This is a genomic window from Chromatium okenii, from assembly GCF_002958735.1.
GTDB classification, from domain to species: Bacteria; Pseudomonadota; Gammaproteobacteria; order Chromatiales; family Chromatiaceae; genus Chromatium; species Chromatium okenii_A.
The window spans coordinates 65,927-83,654 of record NZ_PPGH01000018.1; the positions used below are offsets into that span (position 1 = coordinate 65,927).

Genomic DNA, 17,728 nt, shown 5'->3' on the forward strand with positions numbered 1-17,728 from the left:
CTTATGTCCTCTGTTTCTGCACAACATGCGCGAGTACTTTCGGGAATGCGTCCGACCGGGCGACTGCATCTCGGTCACTATCACGGCGTGCTCAAAAATTGGCTCGAATTGCAGCACGAATACGAATGCTTCTTTTTCGTCGCCGATTGGCACGCGCTGACCACGCATTACGACGATCCCACTGGCATTCCCAACAGCACCCGCGAAATGGTGATTGATTGGCTGGCAGCAGGTTTGAATCCCGGTTCGGCGACGATTTTCGTGCAATCGCGGGTTCCCGAACATGCCGAGCTGCATCTGCTGCTGTCGATGATGACGCCGCTGGGCTGGCTGGAGCGCGTGCCGACGTACAAAGATCAGCAGGAACGATTGAAAGAACGCGATCTAGCGACCTACGGTTTTCTCGGTTATCCGCTGCTGCAAAGCGCCGACATTCTTGTTTATAAAGCCGGGCAAGTGCCGGTCGGTGAAGATCAGGTTGCGCATGTTGAACTGACCCGCGAAGTAGCGCGGCGCTTCAATCATTTGTACGGACGCGAACCCGGTTTTGAGGAACGCGCTGAAGATGCCAAGCGCAAAATGGGTAAGAAAAACGCTAAGTTATTTGATACCCACAAACGGCGTTATCAGGAACAGGGCGACGGTGAAGCGTTGGAAATAGCGCGGGCGCTGGTCGAAGGACAGGGCAATCTCACGGTTGCTGACCGTGAACGGCTGCTCGGTTATCTGGAAGGTGGCGGGCGCGTGATTTTGCCGGAGCCGCAGCCGTTGTTGACCAAAGCCTCGCGGATGCCCGGTTTGGATGGACAGAAGATGTCAAAGTCGTACAACAACACCATCGCGCTGCGCGATTCGCCAGCCGTTGTGGAAAAAGCGTTGCGCACCATGCCAACTGATCCGGCGCGAGTGCGGCGCACTGATGCTGGCGATCCGCAAAAATGTCCGGTCTGGCAATTTCATCAGGTGTATTCCAACGACGCGGTGCGCGACTGGGTGCAAACCGGTTGCCGCTCGGCGGGCATTGGCTGCCTCGAATGTAAACAGCCGATTATCGACGGCGTGTTGGCAGAATTGCTGCCGATGCAAGCGCGAGCGGTGGAATATGAAGCGCAGCCGGAATTGGTGCGCAGCGTGCTTAACGAAGGTTGTGAACGGGCGCGTGAAGTAGCCCGCGAGACGCTGGACGAAGTGCGTCACGCGATGTCATTGGTCATGGCGTAACGCCCGGTTGAGATTTTGAACACGTCTGCTGCATCACCGGCGTTGGCGCAGATTGCGGGTGTGCCACTGCTGGCGCTGCCGCAGGATTTGTACATTCCGCCGGACGCGCTTTCGGTTTTTCTCGAAACGTTTGAAGGGCCGCTCGACCTGCTGCTGTATCTCATCAAACGCCAAAATCTGGATATTTTGGACATTTCAATCACCGACATCACCGCGCAATATCTCGCCTACATGGAGCTGATGACGGCGCTGCGCTGGGAATTGGCAGCGGATTATTTGGTGATGGCCGCCACGCTGGCCGAAATCAAATCGCGGCTGCTGCTGCCTCGCGCCAGCACCGTTGACGAACCCAGCGCAGATGATCTCCGCGCCAGCTTGATCGCTCGGTTGCAGGATTACGCCCGTTTTAAACAGGCCGCGATTGAACTCGATGCGCGTCCACGACTGGAGCGCGATCTGTTTACGGTTCACGCCGCACCACCGCCCGGCGCAGTGCAACGAAAATTGCCGAATGTTGATTTGCAGGATTTGGTCGCTGCACTGCACGAGGTGTGGACGCGAGTCGATCATCTGACGCAACACCGCATCACGCGAGAATCGTTGTCACTGCGCGAACGGATGGCTGAAGTGCTCAATCAACTGAGCGACGGAATGACGCATCATTTCAATGCGTTATTTGATTACCGTGAAGGACGCGCTGGCGTCGTTGTCACCTTTTTGGCGCTGCTCGAATTGCTGAAATCCAACCTGCTAGAATTGCGACAAACTGCGCCATTTGCACCAATTCAGGTGCAATTGCGTATTGCTTCATTGCCCACTCCAATCATTGCCGATGACCACGCCTCCGCTTAAACACATCGTCGAAGCTGCATTATTTGCCAGCGGCGGTGCACTCACGCTGGCGCAAATTCGGGCGCTGTTTGCTGACGATGAACGTCCGCAACCTGATGAAATCCGTGCCGTCATCGCCGAACTCGCGGCGGATTATCAAACGCGCAGCATTGAAATCGCGGAAATTGCGGGAGGATTTCGGATTCAGGTACGCACTGAAATTGCGCCGTGGATCGCTCGGCTGTGGGATGAACGTGCGCCGCGTTATTCCCGCGCTTTATTGGAAACGCTGGCGCTGATTGCTTATCGCCAGCCGATCACGCGGGGCGAAATTGAGGACATGCGCGGCGTGACGGTGAGCACCAGCATGATGCAAACGCTCATTGAACGGGAATGGGTGCGCGTCATCGGGCATCGTGACACGCCCGGACATCCGGCGCTCTACGCCACCACCGCACTTTTTTGGAATACTTCGGGCTGCGCTCGCTCAACGATTTACCGAAATTAGCTGAACCCAGCGCACCGTTGCCGCTCACCCTGATTCCGCCACTTTGAAATAACGCCATGATCGACCAACCACGTATTTCCAGCATCGCACCGCCCGAACACGGCGGACGGTTGCGTCAAGCTGCTGAACAATTTGGCATTCCGTTGACGAGCTGGCTTGATCTTTCGACTGGATCAATCCGCACAGTTGGCCGGTTCCGCGCTGCCGTTAGCAGTCTGGCAACGCTTGCCAGAAGATGACGACGGATTGGAAATCGCTGCGGCGCGTTATTACAGCATCGCAGAAAATCCTCTGCCGTTAGCCGGTTCGCAGGCAGATTCAAGTTTTACCCACGCTGCGCCCACGCAGTCGCGTTGGTGTTCCTGCGATTGGTTATCAAGAACACGCCCACGCATGGCGGCGAGCGGGTCATCAGGTGCTTGAACTGAGCGATGCCGATTTATTTGACCAATCCCCCCCTGCCCCCCTTTTTCTAAGGGGGGAGAATGGCATCATCAGGTGCTTGAACTGAGCGAAATTTGACCAATCCAAGAGACATCCCTTTGCATCGCAAAGCCCCCCTTTAGCAAAGGGGGGTTGGGGGATTTATCGAGCAGTTGGATGTGCTCGTCGTCATCAATCCCAATAATCCCACCGGACACCAGTGGTCAGTGGCAACCCTGCTCGATTGGCATCAACGGTTGGCAGCGCATGGCGGCTGGCTGATTGTGGATGAAGCGTTTATGGATGCCACGCCGGATGACAGCCTGCTGCCGTATCTCCCTCGCCCCGGTTTAATCGTGTTGCGTTCGCTGGGCAAATTTTTTGGACTGGCGGGTGCACGAGTGGGATTTCTGTGTGCTGACGAGGAGTTACAAACGCAGGCGCAGATGCAGCTCGGTCCGTGGACGCTGTGCCACGCAGCGCGATGGATTGCCCGTCACGCGCTGACCGATGCAATTTGGCAAGTTACCACCCGCGACGCGCTGCCTCATGCCTCAGCGCGTTTGGCGAAATTGCTCAGTTATCACCGACTGATGCCGACTGGCGGAACGGCGCTGTTTCAATGGGTGCAACGCGCAGATGCAGCGCGGATTTACGTTGCGTTGGCGCAACAGGGAGTTTTGGTGCGCCATTTTGCGGAATCGGCAAGTTTGCGCTTTGGGTTGCCGGGTGATGCCAGCGAGTGGCAGCGATTGAGTTTGGCGCTGGCGGCGCTTGTGCACGAGTGAAACCGGATTGGTTGAACGTGCCTGCTGCGCCCGCAGTGGTCACTACAGCACCGCGTGCACGCATCATTGCCTTTTGCAGTGAATTAGAATCGGCAGTCACTCAATGGCAGCACGATTATCTGGATTGCGATGTTGAATTAATTCATCATCATTTTAATACGCAGCACTGCGATAAACACCGCATTGATGTTGCTCTCAGCGTTGGTCGTCATGCAGTGGAACGTGCCAAATTAGCGCAGCGTAACATTTTAATTACTGGCACTTTTTCCAACTCAACAATAAAAAAACCGCTGGCGCATGGTGATTGCTTCAGCGGCGATGTTTATCATCAACTTCATCACGGCAATTTTGAACTGGCAGCACTCGTCGGAATGACCATCGCCAGCGCCCAATTGGGTATTGCAATTCGCATACATGGAACATCTGCTGCGCTGGTGCGCGATATTGCGACTCAATTGCAACAATAACGCAATTACTCCAGTTGATTCAACTGCGAATACGCGGAGTTGCAGCAAATAATTGGTGCGCGTTATCAATTAAATTTTCAATGATGGCAGTGATGACTGGAACTGATACCGAATTACCAAGCTGCCGATACGCCCATGAATCAATTGGGTGCAATATAAAATCATCAGGAAATCCTTGGAGCCTTGCGCATTCACGCGGCGTAATTCTTCGCGGCATTCCATTCTGCACAATACCCAAACGATGCGCATCACTCGCTACGATAGTGATAGAAACGCTTTCTGGGTCTAAAAACTTAAATACTTCAAAAGACATATTGCCGCAAGTAGGATTGTATTTTCCATTGATTAAACGAAGATAACCCTTTGCAACTAAAGATGATAACAGAGCATTAAGATTTAATTGATTCCAAAATGTGCTAATTTGATCATGCGTGAGTTCTTTTCCATCTTGCGCCATTCCAAAATGCTTTTTTCTTCTATTACTGATGATCGCCTGCATTAGAGCACGTTCATCATCTGTGCACTCACCTTTTATTCCTAAATCCCACGAATGGAGCGAGTTTCCACCGCGATGATCAATCAATCTTACTCCGTGCAGTTTGTCGTATGATTGGTCATTCAAGACATTAGATAACTGATTACAAAATGTTTCTGAACAATGATATTTAGCTTCTACTGTTGGCTCTAAAATATCCTTAACGCATTTGCATTTCTTTGGTGTAGAAAACAAATCTGATTGAAATGATTTTCTTTTGAAAGCATGAGAATCAGTAGCACCTAAATCGGATTCAATGGAAAGAATAGGTTCACCTCCTAAAGAACAGATTAAATAGATTCTAATTCTGTTTTGTGGCACATTAAAGTTGGAGCTATTTAGCAACAAAGATTTGATGCCATATCCCAAAGATTCTAATTTAGAAATAACTGTTGCATAAGTTCTCCCGTTATCGTGCGTTGTAAAACCTCTGACATTTTCCAATAGATTAGTTTGGGTTTGTGTTCAGAGGCAGCAATCAATCTTTCAATTTCAAAAAAAAGTGTGCCTCTGGTATCCGCAAAACCTTTCTGTTTACCTGCATAAGAAAATGCTTGACAGGGAAAACCAGCTAAAAGCACATCATGTTCGGGAAGTGCTTCGATTAAGCGAATATCACCGTTGGGCGTTTCATTGAAATTGAGCGAATAGGTTTCCTGCGAATTTTGGTCTATTTCGCTGGAAAGTACACAACGGCTTTTTATGTTGTGTTTAGTTAACGCTAATTCAAATCCCTTGCGCATTCCGCCAATGCCCGCAAATAAATCTACAAATTCTAATCATGTGATTTATTTTTATGTGATTAAATCAGTCGCCACACGACTGTAATCAAACATCACAGCGTATGCACCACACTTTTTGACCACTTGGATCAAGCACTTGCGCCTGTGCGATCACTTGTTGATGATGCGTAAATAAAATGACCTGCGTTTTTGCTGAAAAAGTCATTAGCGCATCGACTGTTGCCCGCGCTCGCGCATCATCAAACTGAATTAAAATGTCATCTACAAATGGCAACGGCTCGGTTCCTTGCAAATGATGTTCTAAATTTGCCAAGCGCAGCGCCAAATACAATTGATCGCGGGTTCCGGTACTCATGCCTTCAACGTGTAATCGCTCTCCATTAGCGCGTTGCCCGACTAAAATCGGTTGTTCTGCATCATCAAAACCGCTTTCAACTGCATGAAACGCATTGCAGGTTAATTGCGCAAAATAACTACTGGCACAGGCTAGAATTGGATCGCGGTGTGTGCGCCGAAAGCGTTCAATTTCATCGCGGAGAATTTTTGCTGCTAATTTCAATTGCACATAACGCTCCGCTTGCACCCGCAAAGTTGCCAGCACCGCCTGCATTTCTTCGGCAGCCAGCGCTGCAACATTGTTGCCTTCCATTTCCGCAAACTGTCGTTCGGCATTGACTTTTGCCTCCAGCAACGCAACTGCTGCGGACGCAAGTCGTTGTTAATTCGCAATTCCAGCGCTGTCAATTCCGCCAGCACGGTGTCGCGCTCCACCTTCGCTGCTTCATGGCGCAGCGCGTCAATGCCCAATCCGTCACCGGCAGCCATCAACGCTTCTTCCACATCCTGAAGCTGCTTCTGCACATTGCGCTGCGTCAACACCTGTTGTTCCACCACGAGCAGCGCCGTTGGATCAGCACAACGCGCCTCGCGGCACAACTCCGCCAGCACTGCGTCCGCTGCCTGAATCGTCGCTGCTGCCTGCTGAATTTCCGTTTGCGTGCTGTGCGATTGCCGCAACAATTCATCGACACGACTGCGATCTTCGCGCTGTTTGCCCAACCGCTGATGCAACTGCATGACTCCGTCAGCCAGCGGACGCGCCAACAAATCCCGTGCTAATCGCGTTAATAGCGCGTTGGCTTCGCCTTGAAATGCCGCCGCATCGTGATCAATGCCAGTGATCCTGCCTGTTAACCCCTCAGCTTGCTGTAGTTGATGCAAACAATCGTTTAACGTTTTCAAATGATCGGACGCATCGCCCGGGCTGGCATCGGCGGGCAAACCCAGCTCGATCATCAATGCTGACCACTCGCTCGCCCACGCATTCCGAGCGGCTTGAGTGCGTTCCACTTCCAGCGCCAGCCGTTGCTGCGCATCTTGCAGCGTCACTAATTCACGTTCCAACTGCGCTCGCCGCCGTTCGGTTTCCGTCCGAGCGGTCAACTGCATTTCGGCTTGCGCCACAATTTCCCCAAAAGTACAAAAGGTTGCTGGCGCGTCCACGGCTTCCAACGCTGCCGCCAACGCCCGCACATGACCGCGTGACAGGTTTTCTGATTCGGTTAACGCCGCACGTTGTTCATCGGCTTGTGCTGCCTGCTCGCGCAACCGATTGGCGCGATGCAACCATGACTGCATCTCACGCGGCGGCAGCGGCTGCTCCACGCCGCAGGGCAACCACAGCGCCAGCCATGATTGCGCCAACAACTCGCGTTGTTCCTGTTGCAGCGCCAACGTTTGCGCGAGATCGCGCAGTTGCTGCGTACAGGATTCGCGTCGTGCCTGAGCGGTCGCTTGGTCGTGGACGCGCTGGGCTTCGCGGCGCAACCGATCGGCAATCTGATCGACTTCCGCCACCGCCAATTCCACCTGCTTCGCCAACGCAGTTTTCTCGGCTTTCGTCGCAGCAGCGAGCGCCGGCGCGGGCGCTTGACTCAAACTGAATTCCGCTGGTTTAGCGACTGCCGACCGCGAGCGCGGTTCGCTGGCAAACAGCAGCGTTTTCAACTGCTGCAACAGTTGATCGCGCTGATGACGCGCCTGCGCCAGCTCCATTTCTGACGGCACTGCGCCGACGAGCTGCAACGCCCGTAACGTTTCCTCAATCTGCCGGAGTTGGGAACGCAGCTCCGAATGCGTGGTTTCCGCGCTGCGTTGTGCATCATCAAGCTCCTGAAATTGTTTGATAAACCGTTCAATTGTGGGCGCATTGGGCAACGGCGCTCGCCGCAGCGCGTCAAGATCAGCCGTCCACAAACCCAGTGCCGCCAATTCGCGTTGGCATTCATCATCCGCGCTGTTGTTGTGCCTGCGCCTGCGCGATGGCGCGATCCAAATCACCAGCGCCGCGAGCAGCGTCAAGCGCGTGACGCAACCCGTCCAACGGTTGACTGATCGGCAATTCAGTTAACGCAGTGCGCAGCCGTTCGCTGCTGCGTGGTGCGTGTGAATTGATGCTGCGCTTGCGCGACTGCGGCAGCGAGTGCGCCCCGCTGATCACCGAGTTCGCTCACACGACGGCGGCGATTGAGTAACGGACGCAGGCTGGGCGCGTCAGCCAAAGTCAACGCGGGATGGGTTTGTGCCAGCAGCGCAGCGGCTTGTGCATTAAATCCGTTGCGATCTGCGACCAGTCGAGTGCGGTCCAAGGCGGCTTTGCGATGACTGCCGAGCCGTTCCAACAGGCTGTCAATCAACTCCGCTTCAGCGAGTAAATCCTCGTGCACGGTCACGGCAACGATTTTTTGTTGCAACACTTGATCGCGTTCCCGCGCACTGGCTTGGCTGGCAAATGCGGTGGCACGTTGCGACCACGCTGCTTCTCGGCGCTGTCCAAAATCTGCGGAGAGCTGCGGCAGATCGCCCAATTCCGCCAGTTGCGCCAGCAATTGCTCGCGGCGAGCGAGATTGGGCAAGGTGCGCCGAATGCGTTCCAAACGACTGCGCTGGCGCGAGGCTTCAGTTAACGCAGCGTCCAGTTCCAGCACTCGCGTTCGCGCCAGCTCAACCGCTTTGCGGATGTCATCCCACTGTCGCGCCGACAGCGCAAGTTCACGCTGGCGGCGTTCTAATTCGGCAAACTGATTCAATTGCTGGTTAATCAAGCGGCTGCTGGAACCACGCCGCGCCGAAAAGAGTTCAACAGCATCTTGATCGAGACGTTTGAGCACGGCGTGCAAATTGCCGCCACCCAAGCCTGCGCCAAACAGTGCTTCAGCTTCGCGTCCGCGCTCGGCGAGCAGCGCCAGCCCGCCACTGATGAGATTGTCGTGATCAATGCCAAACAGCCGTTCAAACATCCGTTCATCCACGCCGCCGAGCAGCTGCGCCAGCGCGTCATCAGGAAGTGGCGTGTCGTGTGCATCACGCAGCGTTTGTTTGCGTCCTTTTTTACGGAAGCAGTGCAATTCTTGACCGCTGGCGCTGCGAAAACGTCCGCCGATGCGCAGGTTGGGATTGGTGTGACGGAAGTTGTCTTGACAGCGTTCGGGAATGCCAAACAGCAGAGCGCGGAGAGCGCGGAGTGCGGAGCTTTTGCCGGCTTCATTGGCACCGAAGATGATGTGTAAACCGTGCTCGCCGCCGCTGAGATCAAGATGACCATCAGTAAACGGACCAAAGGCGCGTAGATAAAGCTCAAGAATTTTCATCAGTCATCCACTCCGCAATCACGGTCTTGTTCGAGCAGCCGTTCAAATAACGCTGCTTCTCGGCGCTGTCCAAAATCTGCGGAGAGCTGCGGCAGATCGCCCAATTCCGCCAGTTGCGCCAGCAATTGCTCGCGGCGAGCGAGATTGGGCAAGGTGCGCCGAATGCGTTCCAAACGACTGCGCTGGCGCGAGGCTTCAGTTAACGCAGCGTCCAGTTCCAGCACTCGCGTTCGCGCCAGCTCAACCGCTTTGCGGATGTCATCCCACTGTCGCGCCGACAGCGCAAGTTCACGCTGGCGGCGTTCTAATTCGGCAAACTGATTCAATTGCTGGTTAATCAAGCGGCTGCTGGAACCACGCCGCGCCGAAAAGAGTTCAACAGCATCTTGATCGAGACGTTTGAGCACGGCGTGCAAATTGCCGCCACCCAAGCCTGCGCCAAACAGTGCTTCAGCTTCGCGTCCGCGCTCGGCGAGCAGCGCCAGCCCGCCACTGATGAGATTGTCGTGATCAATGCCAAACAGCCGTTCAAACATCCGTTCATCCACGCCGCCGAGCAGCTGCGCCAGCGCGTCATCAGGAAGTGGCGTGTCGTGTGCATCACGCAGCGTTTGTTTGCGTCCTTTTTTACGGAAGCAGTGCAATTCTTGACCGCTGGCGCTGCGAAAACGTCCGCCGATGCGCAGGTTGGGATTGGTGTGACGGAAGTTGTCTTGACAGCGTTCGGGAATGCCAAACAGCAGAGCGCGGAGAGCGCGGAGTGCGGAGCTTTTGCCGGCTTCATTGGCACCGAAGATGATGTGTAAACCGTGCTCGCCGCCGCTGAGATCAAGATGACCATCAGTAAACGGACCAAAGGCGCGTAGATAAAGCTCAAGAATTTTCATCAGTCATCCACTCCGCAATCACGGTCTTGTTCGAGCAGCCGTTCAAATAACAGCGCCTTCACGTCTTCCAAACAGGCGTGTAGTACCTGCGGTTGAATGGGATCAAAGGCATCGTCGCCGCTGCGCAATTCCGCAGGCAGAGAATCACTGAGTTCGGTCACTTCTTTGGCGAGTTCCGCGAGTCGCTCTTGATCAAGTTCCAGATCACGAATCGCTTGCACCAGTCCGCCAAGCGCGTCATTGCGTCCCAACGCTGGAGGCGGCGCAGTGCTGGTGGTGTCAAGCACCAGTCGTTCCAGCCACAGATCGCTGGAGTGAATGCTGCTCGCTAATACGCGGGCGTTATTGATGAGTTGCTGCTGGCGCGTTTGCAATTGCGGATGCAGCTCGGAACGTCCAGTGAATTGCACTCGCACTGCGAGCAGGCGACCGTCCGCGTGATTAAGTGCGCTGCGCAGTCCAGATTCCAGCCGCTGATCAAGTTCTTCAAACGTGGTTGCGTCCGTGAGATCAATCGGGCATTGCGCCCAGCGCACCACGTCCAGCGGATGAAAGGTAACGCTATCGACCGTTCCGTCCGTCACTTGCACCAGCATTGCGCCTTTCGCGCCGGTTTCGCGGGCATGGCGACCCTGTAAATTGCCGGGAAATACGATCCACGGGTCTTGCGTGAGAATTTCGCGGCGGTGCACATGACCGAGCGCCCAGTAGTCGTAACCCCGCGAGCGCAGTCCGTTCAGACTGCACGGGGCGTAGGTTTCGTGACCGGGGCGACCATCCAGCGAGGTGTGCAATAAACCGATGTTGAATAATCCCGACTGCGCCAGCGGGTAATTGCGGGTTAAATCGTCAGTGACAGCGCGAGTCGCAAACCCCTGACCGTGCACCGCTAGCCCGTGTGCTTCAACAATGCGCGTTTCCGGTCGTTGCGTGGAAAAGATGTGTACATTTGGTGGCAGCCGCAGAATGCGGGTGATTTGACTGGCGGCGTCGTGATTGCCAGCGATGATGAACACGATAATTCCGGCTTCGTGTAACCGCGCCATCTGCGTAGCGAAAAATAAACCGGTGCGATAATCCTTCCAATCGCCATCGTAAAGATCGCCAGCCAACAGCACGACATCGACGGCTTCAGTCAGCGCCAGCGCAATGAGATTCTCAAACGCTCGTCGGGTCGCACCCCGCAATTCTTCAAGCGGTGCGCCGTCGTAACGTTCAAGGCCGCGTAATGGGCTATCGAGATGCACGTCTGCTGCATGAATCAATTTCAACGCCGCTTCCTCATCATTCGCTGTCTGTTGAAAACATTGAGCATGTTGACATGATAGTGTCAGCAACGCATTCCCGCGTTATCCTTGCCGCATTGAAAAATCACAATGGTATTCGCGCTGTTGCGCAGAACAAACGATGACTGAGATCACTCCCCCCGCTTTTTTTTATTCGCGCCAATTCCGCTTGGTCTGTGGCTTGGCACTCATTCCGAGCTTGATCGCCTGCAATGGTTTGTCGCAAATGGTCAGACCTGAGCTCCAAAAAGTGGAGCCGGTGGTGGCGGAGCAGCCGCCAACTACGCCGGAGACGGTCACTGGTGATCAAAAAACGCCACCGCCAGAAGAGCCGATCAAAGAGATCAAACTCAAACCGAGTGCGCTATTTGAATGGAATGGTAATGGGCGGCATGTGTCGCGCATCGTGGTCGATACCGATAAACAGAAAGCGCGGTTTTATGCCGGTGAGACTGAAATCGGTTGGAGCATGGTGGCGACTGGGGTGTCCAATTACCCCACGCCGACTGGTCAATTCAATGTATTGGAAAAGGTTGAAAACAAACGTTCCAATCTGTACGGCAAAGTGGTTGGTCGAGGCGGTTCAGTGGTGCGCACCAACGCCAAGATGGGACGCGATCGGATTCCAGAAGGTTCGCGCTTTGAAGGAGCGCACATGCCATTTTTCATGCGCTTAACTGGCGATGGCGTCGGTCTTCACGCTGGACCGATTCCCAATCCGGGACAACCTGCGTCGCATGGCTGTATTCGGATGCCTAGCCAACTTGCGCCGGTGTTGTTCAATCACGTGTCCATCGGCACGTCAGTATCGATCACTGGCGGCGGACCAAGTTACGGTAATTACGCGGCGAAACAACGCGCTGCGAATGCGCAGCAGGTCGCACAACAAACGGCACAAGCCAATGAACGGCGGCGCATCGAAGCAAATAAAGCCAAAGCTGCGGCTGCGGCGCGTGAAGCCAGAGCACGGCGCATCGCTGCTGCGAAAGCGAATAAACCTGCCACAATCGCCAAAGTGGATGTCCCAGCTGCATCCAGTGACGCAGCCGTCGCAGTAAATAACCAAACACCAAATGCCGTTGCGCCCACGCCGCCAACTCCGAGCGTTGCCCCGCAGCAGCCAACTCCGCCAGTTGCAGCAACACCAGCGGTAATTTCTGACGTTGCAACGCCAGTGAAACCAGCGCCTGCTCCTGCTGCACCCGTAAATCCGACACCACCGCCCGCCGCTCCTGCGCCAACTCCAAAACCGGAACCGGCGCCAGTTGCACCTGTTGCAGCACCAGCTCCGGTCGCGCCACCAGCTCCTGCGCCAGCGCCCAAACCGGAACCTGCGCCAGCACCAGCGCCGGAAACGCCGCCAACTCCAGCAGCGCCAGCGCAATAATGCGTATTCGCTGAATTGCCATTAAGATCAAGATCATGCTGCACATTCGCCCGCTGCCTGCGTTTACCGACAACTACATTTGGTTGCTAACCGACGGCAGCGCCCATGCTGCGGTGGTCGATCCGGGCGCGGCGGAGCCAGTGCTCACTGCGCTGGCTGCCGCGCAGCTGATTTTGACGGCGATTGTGCTCACGCATCATCACCGCGATCACCTCGGCGGCGTTGACCAGTTACAGGCAGCATTTCCGGCGGTGCGGGTGTATGGCGCAGATGATCGACGCATTCCGCAGGTCACGGAGCGCGTAAACGGTGGTGATCACCTGCAACTGGCTGGTTTAGAAGCGCATTTTGAAGTGCTCGCCGTGCCCGGTCACACGTCAACGCATCTGGCGTATTTGGGCGAAGGTCGGCTGTTTTGCGGAGATACGTTATTCGCAGCGGGTTGTGGGCGCGTGTTTGATGGTACTCATGCGCAATTGGCAGCGTCGCTGGCGCAATTGGCGGCATTGCCCAAGGACACAATGTGTTATTGCGCCCATGAATACACCTTAGATAATCTCGGCTTTGCGCAATGGGTTGAACCGAATAGCGCAGCAATTGCGGAACGATTGATTACCGAGCAAGCGCGGCGCGAGATGAATGTGCCAACAATACCTTCATCGCTGGCGCTGGAATTAGCCACCAATCCATTTTTGCGCATCAATGAACCGGAAGTCATTGCTGCGGCAGAACGTGCTGCCGGACAAAAATTAAATACCGCAGTTGAAGTCTTTACTGCCTTGCGCCAGTGGAAAGATCGTGAATATGATTGAATTAAAAAACCTTGCTTTATCCTGTTAATTCAATCCCACAGGCGCGGCACACCAATTTCTGTAATCTGCGTTCCTGCATAATTGATCGTGATTTCGCCTTTCAAAAAACTCCAATTCGCCATCAGCGTTATCCGCCATTGATTACAAACAGTAAGGGCTTCTGCTGCCTGATTGAGATCAACGCCTTGATGAAATACGACCGCTTGTTTTATTCCGCCAATTTGTGCTGATCGCACCACGCCTTGCTTGATGTGAATTGCCGCACAAATCACATTGGAATTCGTTTTATGAGAAGTGAGCAGAACGATACGATCTGCGGGCAATGGAATCGTAAATGGCGAACCATTTGCGGTGAATGAAGCAGCAAGCCGCTGTAGCTCACGCTCCAATTGATAACCATCCCAAAACATCAATATCGCCATTCCGCTCATCGAGAGCACGAAAAATAGTAAAATCCCGCCACTCCATTTCAGCACTGCCATTCGCCATGTCATGGCTGTATTGCTATCCATCGCATTCCACCGTCACGCGAATGCGCCGCACCAACGCATTGCTCAACAGCATCTATCACCGTTAATTCTAATTCGCTGTGAATACCGCCTTCATCGCGACACCAATTCCATAACACATACCAATAATTAATATCTGCCAATTGTTTTTCTGGTGATTGACGCAGCCATTCACTGGAAACAATGATGCGTAAATGGCAATTGTCTGGCACTTGCATTTCTGCTAAATGTATAAGCTGCAATCCGTGACGTTGTCCGGCGGCACTTAAAATCCATTTCCGAAATTTTTTCAAATTGTTAGTTTGTCCACGCGGGCGATTAAATGCGCCAACGATATTGAGCATTACCACGATTCCGGGCGGTATCATCACTGCTAAAAAACCTGCCGTTTCCAGACTAAAATTCAAGTGCATTAAACCTACGGCAATCAATACACTTAACGCGACCCAAATCAGAAATAGTGCCAGCATTCCTGCTGCTCGCACTACACTGCGCTTGAAAGTTGATGGAGGGAAAAAATCATCATGCCAAACGGTGTAATCAAGCGCACAACTGCGTTGGTTCATGTGTCAATCTCATTCGGTAAAAGGTCATTCTAATCGCAATTAATCCGTGCTAACACGGATGAATTGCTGACAATTATTCAGGAAATGGTGCTTCAAATAATAGATGCTCGGTTACAGCATAAATCCGTAATGTAAGTTGTTCTTTCATGCTAATAAATACATTCACGATTGGGCATTGTGCATTAAGTTGATAACGCTGGCGCACCAGACCATTCGCAACGATTAATTCCAATACGATCGGCGTCACGATTTGCCAAACGGCATGAAGTTGCAGCGCATCGCCACTGGGAATAGGAATAATTTGCAAATTCAACCAGTTGCCTATTTGCCACTGCGTTACGGGTTCCAGCGCAGCACCGTCGCGTATCGGCTGTAGCACGGGTTCTAATTGCAGATGCCATTGTTGCGCTGCGGCGCGTAAACCGTCACCCATTCGTTCCAACCACGATGACATTGCGGGCGTTATTACCAATTGTGCTGCGGATAAGCGCACCGCCGCTGCGTTTCGATAGATCGCTTGATATTGATAGCGCAGGTCGTTATCGCTGCCGAACGGTGTGCCAGTGAGCACGAGTTGACCGCTGTGCGTGACGCGCTGCACCAAACTGCCGGGTTTCGGCGCAATGTCGAGCGATTCGCCCGCGCAGTATTCCGCTGCAAGATCGTGCACTGCCACCAATCGCTGCGGTGCGAGTTCGCCCAACGCTGCCTGTGCTTCGTGCGGATCACATTGCGCTGGATTCCAACACTGCACCATGGCGACCAACGGATCGCAGGGCGCGTCGCACAGCTCCAGCACCAGATCGGCGGCGCTGGCGTAATCAGTTTCATGAGCGCACAGATAACCGCGCCAACATTTTGATTTAATTGGCTCTGTGAGCAACACCGCCAGCGGTTGCGCATTGCCGTGCACTGGCGAATCCATGCGCACAATCAATCCGGGGCGTGGCGTTAAATTGCCATGCTGCGCAGCGGCGGAAATGCGAGCGGCAATCGCTTCAGCAAGAAATACCGGCATTGGCAACACATCGTCGTCATTGTCATCGTTAAATGTCGCATCAACTTCAGGCGCGTCACTAAACGGTTCTGGAAAGATATTCGATTGAATAATACTCAATTGAGAAAAGAATTGCGGCATGAGGCTCTCCGTGCGAAACGATGATAAGCGTTGAGGCGATCAAAGTTAAACCATCGCCTGCTGATGTAACGCGACTAGACAGAGAATTTTCAATGCAATTCTAATTTCAAAACGATGTTCTGCATCAATAGTGATTCCCAAGCTCGTTAACCATTCACCGCAATAACTAGAATGAAAACTGCGCATTGCTGCATCATTATGTTTGGGAACGTGGAGACCAAAATTGACGATGCGAGAATAATATGAAGGCATGGGATAACATTTTGATAATTCAAATAAAGATGAATAGTCATCGCCAGTTGCGCAGAAATGTTTAGTGAGATACAAATGAATCCACCACAGATGTTTATTGAGTTTTTTCCACTGCTTCTTTGCTTGCAGAAAATCCTGAGCCGCAATGGTAATCTGGTCTAAATCAATCGCCAAATTTTTATGAAATGCTTGTACTAAATCTGGGGCAATGCGCCCGGTTTTCACTTCTAATTCTAGCAGATTTAAGAGCAATTCTTGATCTTTTTCATCATGATTAGCAATGAAATCATCAAACGATTTTTGATCTTGGTATTGCTGTGCTTGATCGGTTTCATTGCCATCTTGATCACTAAAATAAATTGGATCAAACACATTTTTCAAAGCACGTTGCTTGTCAATCAGATAATTACGGTAAAAACTAACTAATGCTCCTGTGTGATAAATCTGGCTGTAACTATTCGCAGTGATGTAAACCTTATCAAAAATAAAATCATTGATATAATCATCGCTTTCATTAGGCAAAGTGTTGATTATTTGTAAACATTTCCACGCAGTACGTGAAAAATAAGGTGATAAAAGTTGTTCCATTCTGCTTCGTTAAGACGAGCACGTCGCTGCCAAAAATCAATGAGTTGGGCGCTAAGTTCCTGTTGGTGAACTGACATACTCTGCTCCTAATCATTCATGCAAAATGATTGTTTGTTGCGAGTTAACGCGGGCTAATTATTCCCCCCAAGGCTAATCCAGCATTCTGACCATTCTGCATTGACAAATCGCAATCGACTACAAAAAAACGGCTGAGATCAGTGGTCTCTAAGCCGTTAATCAAGAAAATTGAGGTAAGTAACAGCTTGCAATAATCTATACATATCTAATAAAATCTATACTTATGGAAAAAATTAGTAAAGATAGGTGAAGCGGCAAAAATTTTGGAAATGTGTGTAAATACATTGCGTCGATGGGAAGCGTCGGGCGAATGAGTCCCAACGCGAAAAACGCCAAGTGGAACACGTTACTACAGCGTTGCTGAATTGATGAACGTAGGTGAAATACGGTGTGTTACGCTCGCGTTTTAAGTTACGACCAAAAAGAAGATTTGCAGGCTACGTTGAATAAATTTTAGATGTGTTGATTGAGATTAGAAACCATGTTACTGGCACACAAAATTGAATTGCGCCCCACACCTGAACAGATGGTGTATTTGGATAAAGCCTGTGGCTCCAAACGCCATTGCTATAATCAATTATTGGCGCATTTTTCAAAACCAGAAAATAAGTGGTCAAAAAACGAAGCATATCAGCATTACATTAACGTACTTCGTAAAGAATTTGACTGGTACAACGAAGTTTCAAGCCGTGTTACCCGCAATGCAATTGATGACTTAGATACCGCCTTTAAGCACTTTTTTAGGCGCGTCAAAGCCAAACAAAAAGCAGGTTTTCCACGCTTCAAAAAGAAAGATTTGCGTGATAGTTTTGCGTTGCGTGAATCGGCTAAATTTGATGTTATCGGTTGTGAATTGCGGATTGAAAAACTCAAAACTAAAATTGAACTGCGTCAACCGTTACGTTTTCAAGGCATCGCAAAACAAGTCACGATTTCTAAACGCGCTGGAAAGTATTTTGCTGCAATTTTAGTTGAAACAGAAGACTACAATCCCCACGATGTTGATCGCCAACACTCAGTTGGGTTGATTTTGGTATCAAATCACTTGCCGTTTTAAGC

16 protein-coding genes and 4 pseudogenes are annotated in these 17,728 nt (G+C 52.2%); 10 read left to right on the plus strand and 10 right to left on the minus strand.

Annotated elements, in window-relative coordinates; all coding sequences use genetic code 11:
• Window positions 1–3 precede the first annotated feature (3 nt).
• The 6 genes and pseudogenes from CXB77_RS03380 to CXB77_RS03405 all read left to right on the plus strand — a co-directional run bounded on the left by CXB77_RS03380 (window position 4) and on the right by CXB77_RS03405 (window position 4,238).
• Window positions 4–1,221, plus strand: a complete 1,218-nt coding sequence (locus tag CXB77_RS03380) for a tryptophan--tRNA ligase (RefSeq protein ID WP_105072787.1) — start codon at window positions 4–6, stop codon at window positions 1,219–1,221.
• 15 nt (window positions 1,222–1,236) lie between these two features.
• Entirely contained in the window at window positions 1,237–2,073 is an 837-nt protein-coding gene (locus CXB77_RS03385; RefSeq protein WP_172452509.1) for a segregation and condensation protein A, read from the plus strand.
• Window positions 2,054–2,607 (plus strand): annotated as a pseudogene (gene scpB / locus CXB77_RS03390) (SMC-Scp complex subunit ScpB). Before CXB77_RS03385 ends, scpB begins: the two are co-directional and overlap by 20 nt.
• 90 nt (window positions 2,608–2,697) lie before the next feature.
• Window positions 2,698–2,987: pseudogene (locus CXB77_RS20985) on the plus strand (threonine-phosphate decarboxylase); the annotation flags it as partial.
• A gap of 175 nt (window positions 2,988–3,162) precedes the next feature.
• Window positions 3,163–3,771 (plus strand): aminotransferase class I/II-fold pyridoxal phosphate-dependent enzyme, encoded by a 609-nt coding sequence (locus tag CXB77_RS03400; protein WP_242445394.1) that lies wholly within the window; start codon window positions 3,163–3,165, stop codon window positions 3,769–3,771.
• A complete protein-coding gene (locus CXB77_RS03405) occupies window positions 3,726–4,238 on the plus strand; it encodes a hypothetical protein (protein ID WP_146108667.1) in 513 nt (170 codons plus the stop codon). Before CXB77_RS03400 ends, CXB77_RS03405 begins: the two co-directional genes overlap by 46 nt.
• 19 nt (window positions 4,239–4,257) lie before the next feature.
• On the opposite strand, the pseudogene dcm reads toward CXB77_RS03405, so the two are convergent.
• From dcm to CXB77_RS03435, 6 genes and pseudogenes are all read right to left on the minus strand, one after another.
• Window positions 4,258–5,534, minus strand: a pseudogene (dcm, locus tag CXB77_RS03410) (DNA (cytosine-5-)-methyltransferase); the annotation flags it as partial.
• A 67-nt stretch (window positions 5,535–5,601) separates the two neighbouring features.
• Window positions 5,602–6,165, minus strand: a complete 564-nt coding sequence (locus CXB77_RS19525; protein WP_105072791.1) for an ATP-binding protein — start codon at window positions 6,163–6,165, stop codon at window positions 5,602–5,604.
• The gene (locus tag CXB77_RS03420) at window positions 6,072–7,877 is read right to left on the minus strand and encodes a hypothetical protein (protein ID WP_105072792.1); all 1,806 of its coding nucleotides are present in this window, start codon (window positions 7,875–7,877) and stop codon (window positions 6,072–6,074) included. The genes CXB77_RS19525 and CXB77_RS03420 overlap by 94 nt, the downstream gene beginning before the upstream one ends.
• 41 nt (window positions 7,878–7,918) lie before the next feature.
• Complete coding sequence (locus CXB77_RS03425; RefSeq protein ID WP_105072793.1) at window positions 7,919–9,166, minus strand: YhaN family protein; 1,248 nt, start codon at window positions 9,164–9,166, stop codon at window positions 7,919–7,921.
• Window positions 9,166–10,053, minus strand: a complete 888-nt coding sequence (locus CXB77_RS03430; protein WP_105072794.1) for an ATP-binding protein — start codon at window positions 10,051–10,053, stop codon at window positions 9,166–9,168. The genes CXB77_RS03425 and CXB77_RS03430 overlap by 1 nt, the downstream gene beginning before the upstream one ends.
• Window positions 10,053–11,324: a metallophosphoesterase family protein gene (locus CXB77_RS03435; protein WP_105072951.1), complete on the minus strand. Its 1,272-nt coding sequence runs from the start codon at window positions 11,322–11,324 to the stop codon at window positions 10,053–10,055. Before CXB77_RS03435 ends, CXB77_RS03430 begins: the two co-directional genes overlap by 1 nt.
• A 136-nt stretch (window positions 11,325–11,460) precedes the next feature.
• Between CXB77_RS03435 and CXB77_RS22820 the strand changes: the two genes are divergently transcribed.
• Together CXB77_RS22820 and gloB are read left to right on the plus strand one after the other, a co-directional pair.
• Complete coding sequence (locus CXB77_RS22820; RefSeq protein ID WP_105072795.1) at window positions 11,461–12,726, plus strand: L,D-transpeptidase; 1,266 nt, start codon at window positions 11,461–11,463, stop codon at window positions 12,724–12,726.
• A 35-nt stretch (window positions 12,727–12,761) separates the two neighbouring features.
• On the plus strand, window positions 12,762–13,538 hold the full coding sequence (gene gloB, locus CXB77_RS03445; RefSeq protein WP_105072796.1) for a hydroxyacylglutathione hydrolase: 777 nt from the start codon (window positions 12,762–12,764) through the stop codon (window positions 13,536–13,538).
• 29 nt (window positions 13,539–13,567) lie between these two features.
• Here gloB and CXB77_RS03450 read toward each other — a convergent pair whose 3' ends face one another.
• The 4 genes from CXB77_RS03450 to CXB77_RS03465 form a co-directional block, all read right to left on the minus strand.
• Window positions 13,568–14,050, minus strand: a complete 483-nt coding sequence (locus tag CXB77_RS03450) for a hypothetical protein (protein ID WP_146108669.1) — start codon at window positions 14,048–14,050, stop codon at window positions 13,568–13,570.
• Window positions 14,029–14,613, minus strand: coding sequence for a hypothetical protein (locus CXB77_RS03455; protein WP_105072798.1), 585 nt, complete (start codon window positions 14,611–14,613; stop codon window positions 14,029–14,031). The genes CXB77_RS03450 and CXB77_RS03455 overlap by 22 nt, the downstream gene beginning before the upstream one ends.
• A gap of 73 nt (window positions 14,614–14,686) precedes the next feature.
• A complete protein-coding gene (locus tag CXB77_RS03460) occupies window positions 14,687–15,751 on the minus strand; it encodes a hypothetical protein (protein WP_105072799.1) in 1,065 nt (354 codons plus the stop codon).
• A 45-nt stretch (window positions 15,752–15,796) separates the two neighbouring features.
• The gene (locus tag CXB77_RS03465; RefSeq protein ID WP_105072800.1) at window positions 15,797–16,591 is read right to left on the minus strand and encodes a hypothetical protein; all 795 of its coding nucleotides are present in this window, start codon (window positions 16,589–16,591) and stop codon (window positions 15,797–15,799) included.
• A 347-nt stretch (window positions 16,592–16,938) separates the two neighbouring features.
• On the opposite strand from CXB77_RS03465, the pseudogene CXB77_RS24370 reads away from it, so the two are divergent.
• Window positions 16,939–17,102, plus strand: a pseudogene (locus CXB77_RS24370) (IS607 family transposase); the annotation flags it as partial.
• Between the two features lie 48 nt (window positions 17,103–17,150).
• Window positions 17,151–17,726: an RNA-guided endonuclease InsQ/TnpB family protein gene (locus CXB77_RS20995; RefSeq protein WP_242445395.1), complete on the plus strand. Its 576-nt coding sequence runs from the start codon at window positions 17,151–17,153 to the stop codon at window positions 17,724–17,726.
• The last annotated feature ends 2 nt before the right edge of the window (window positions 17,727–17,728 follow it).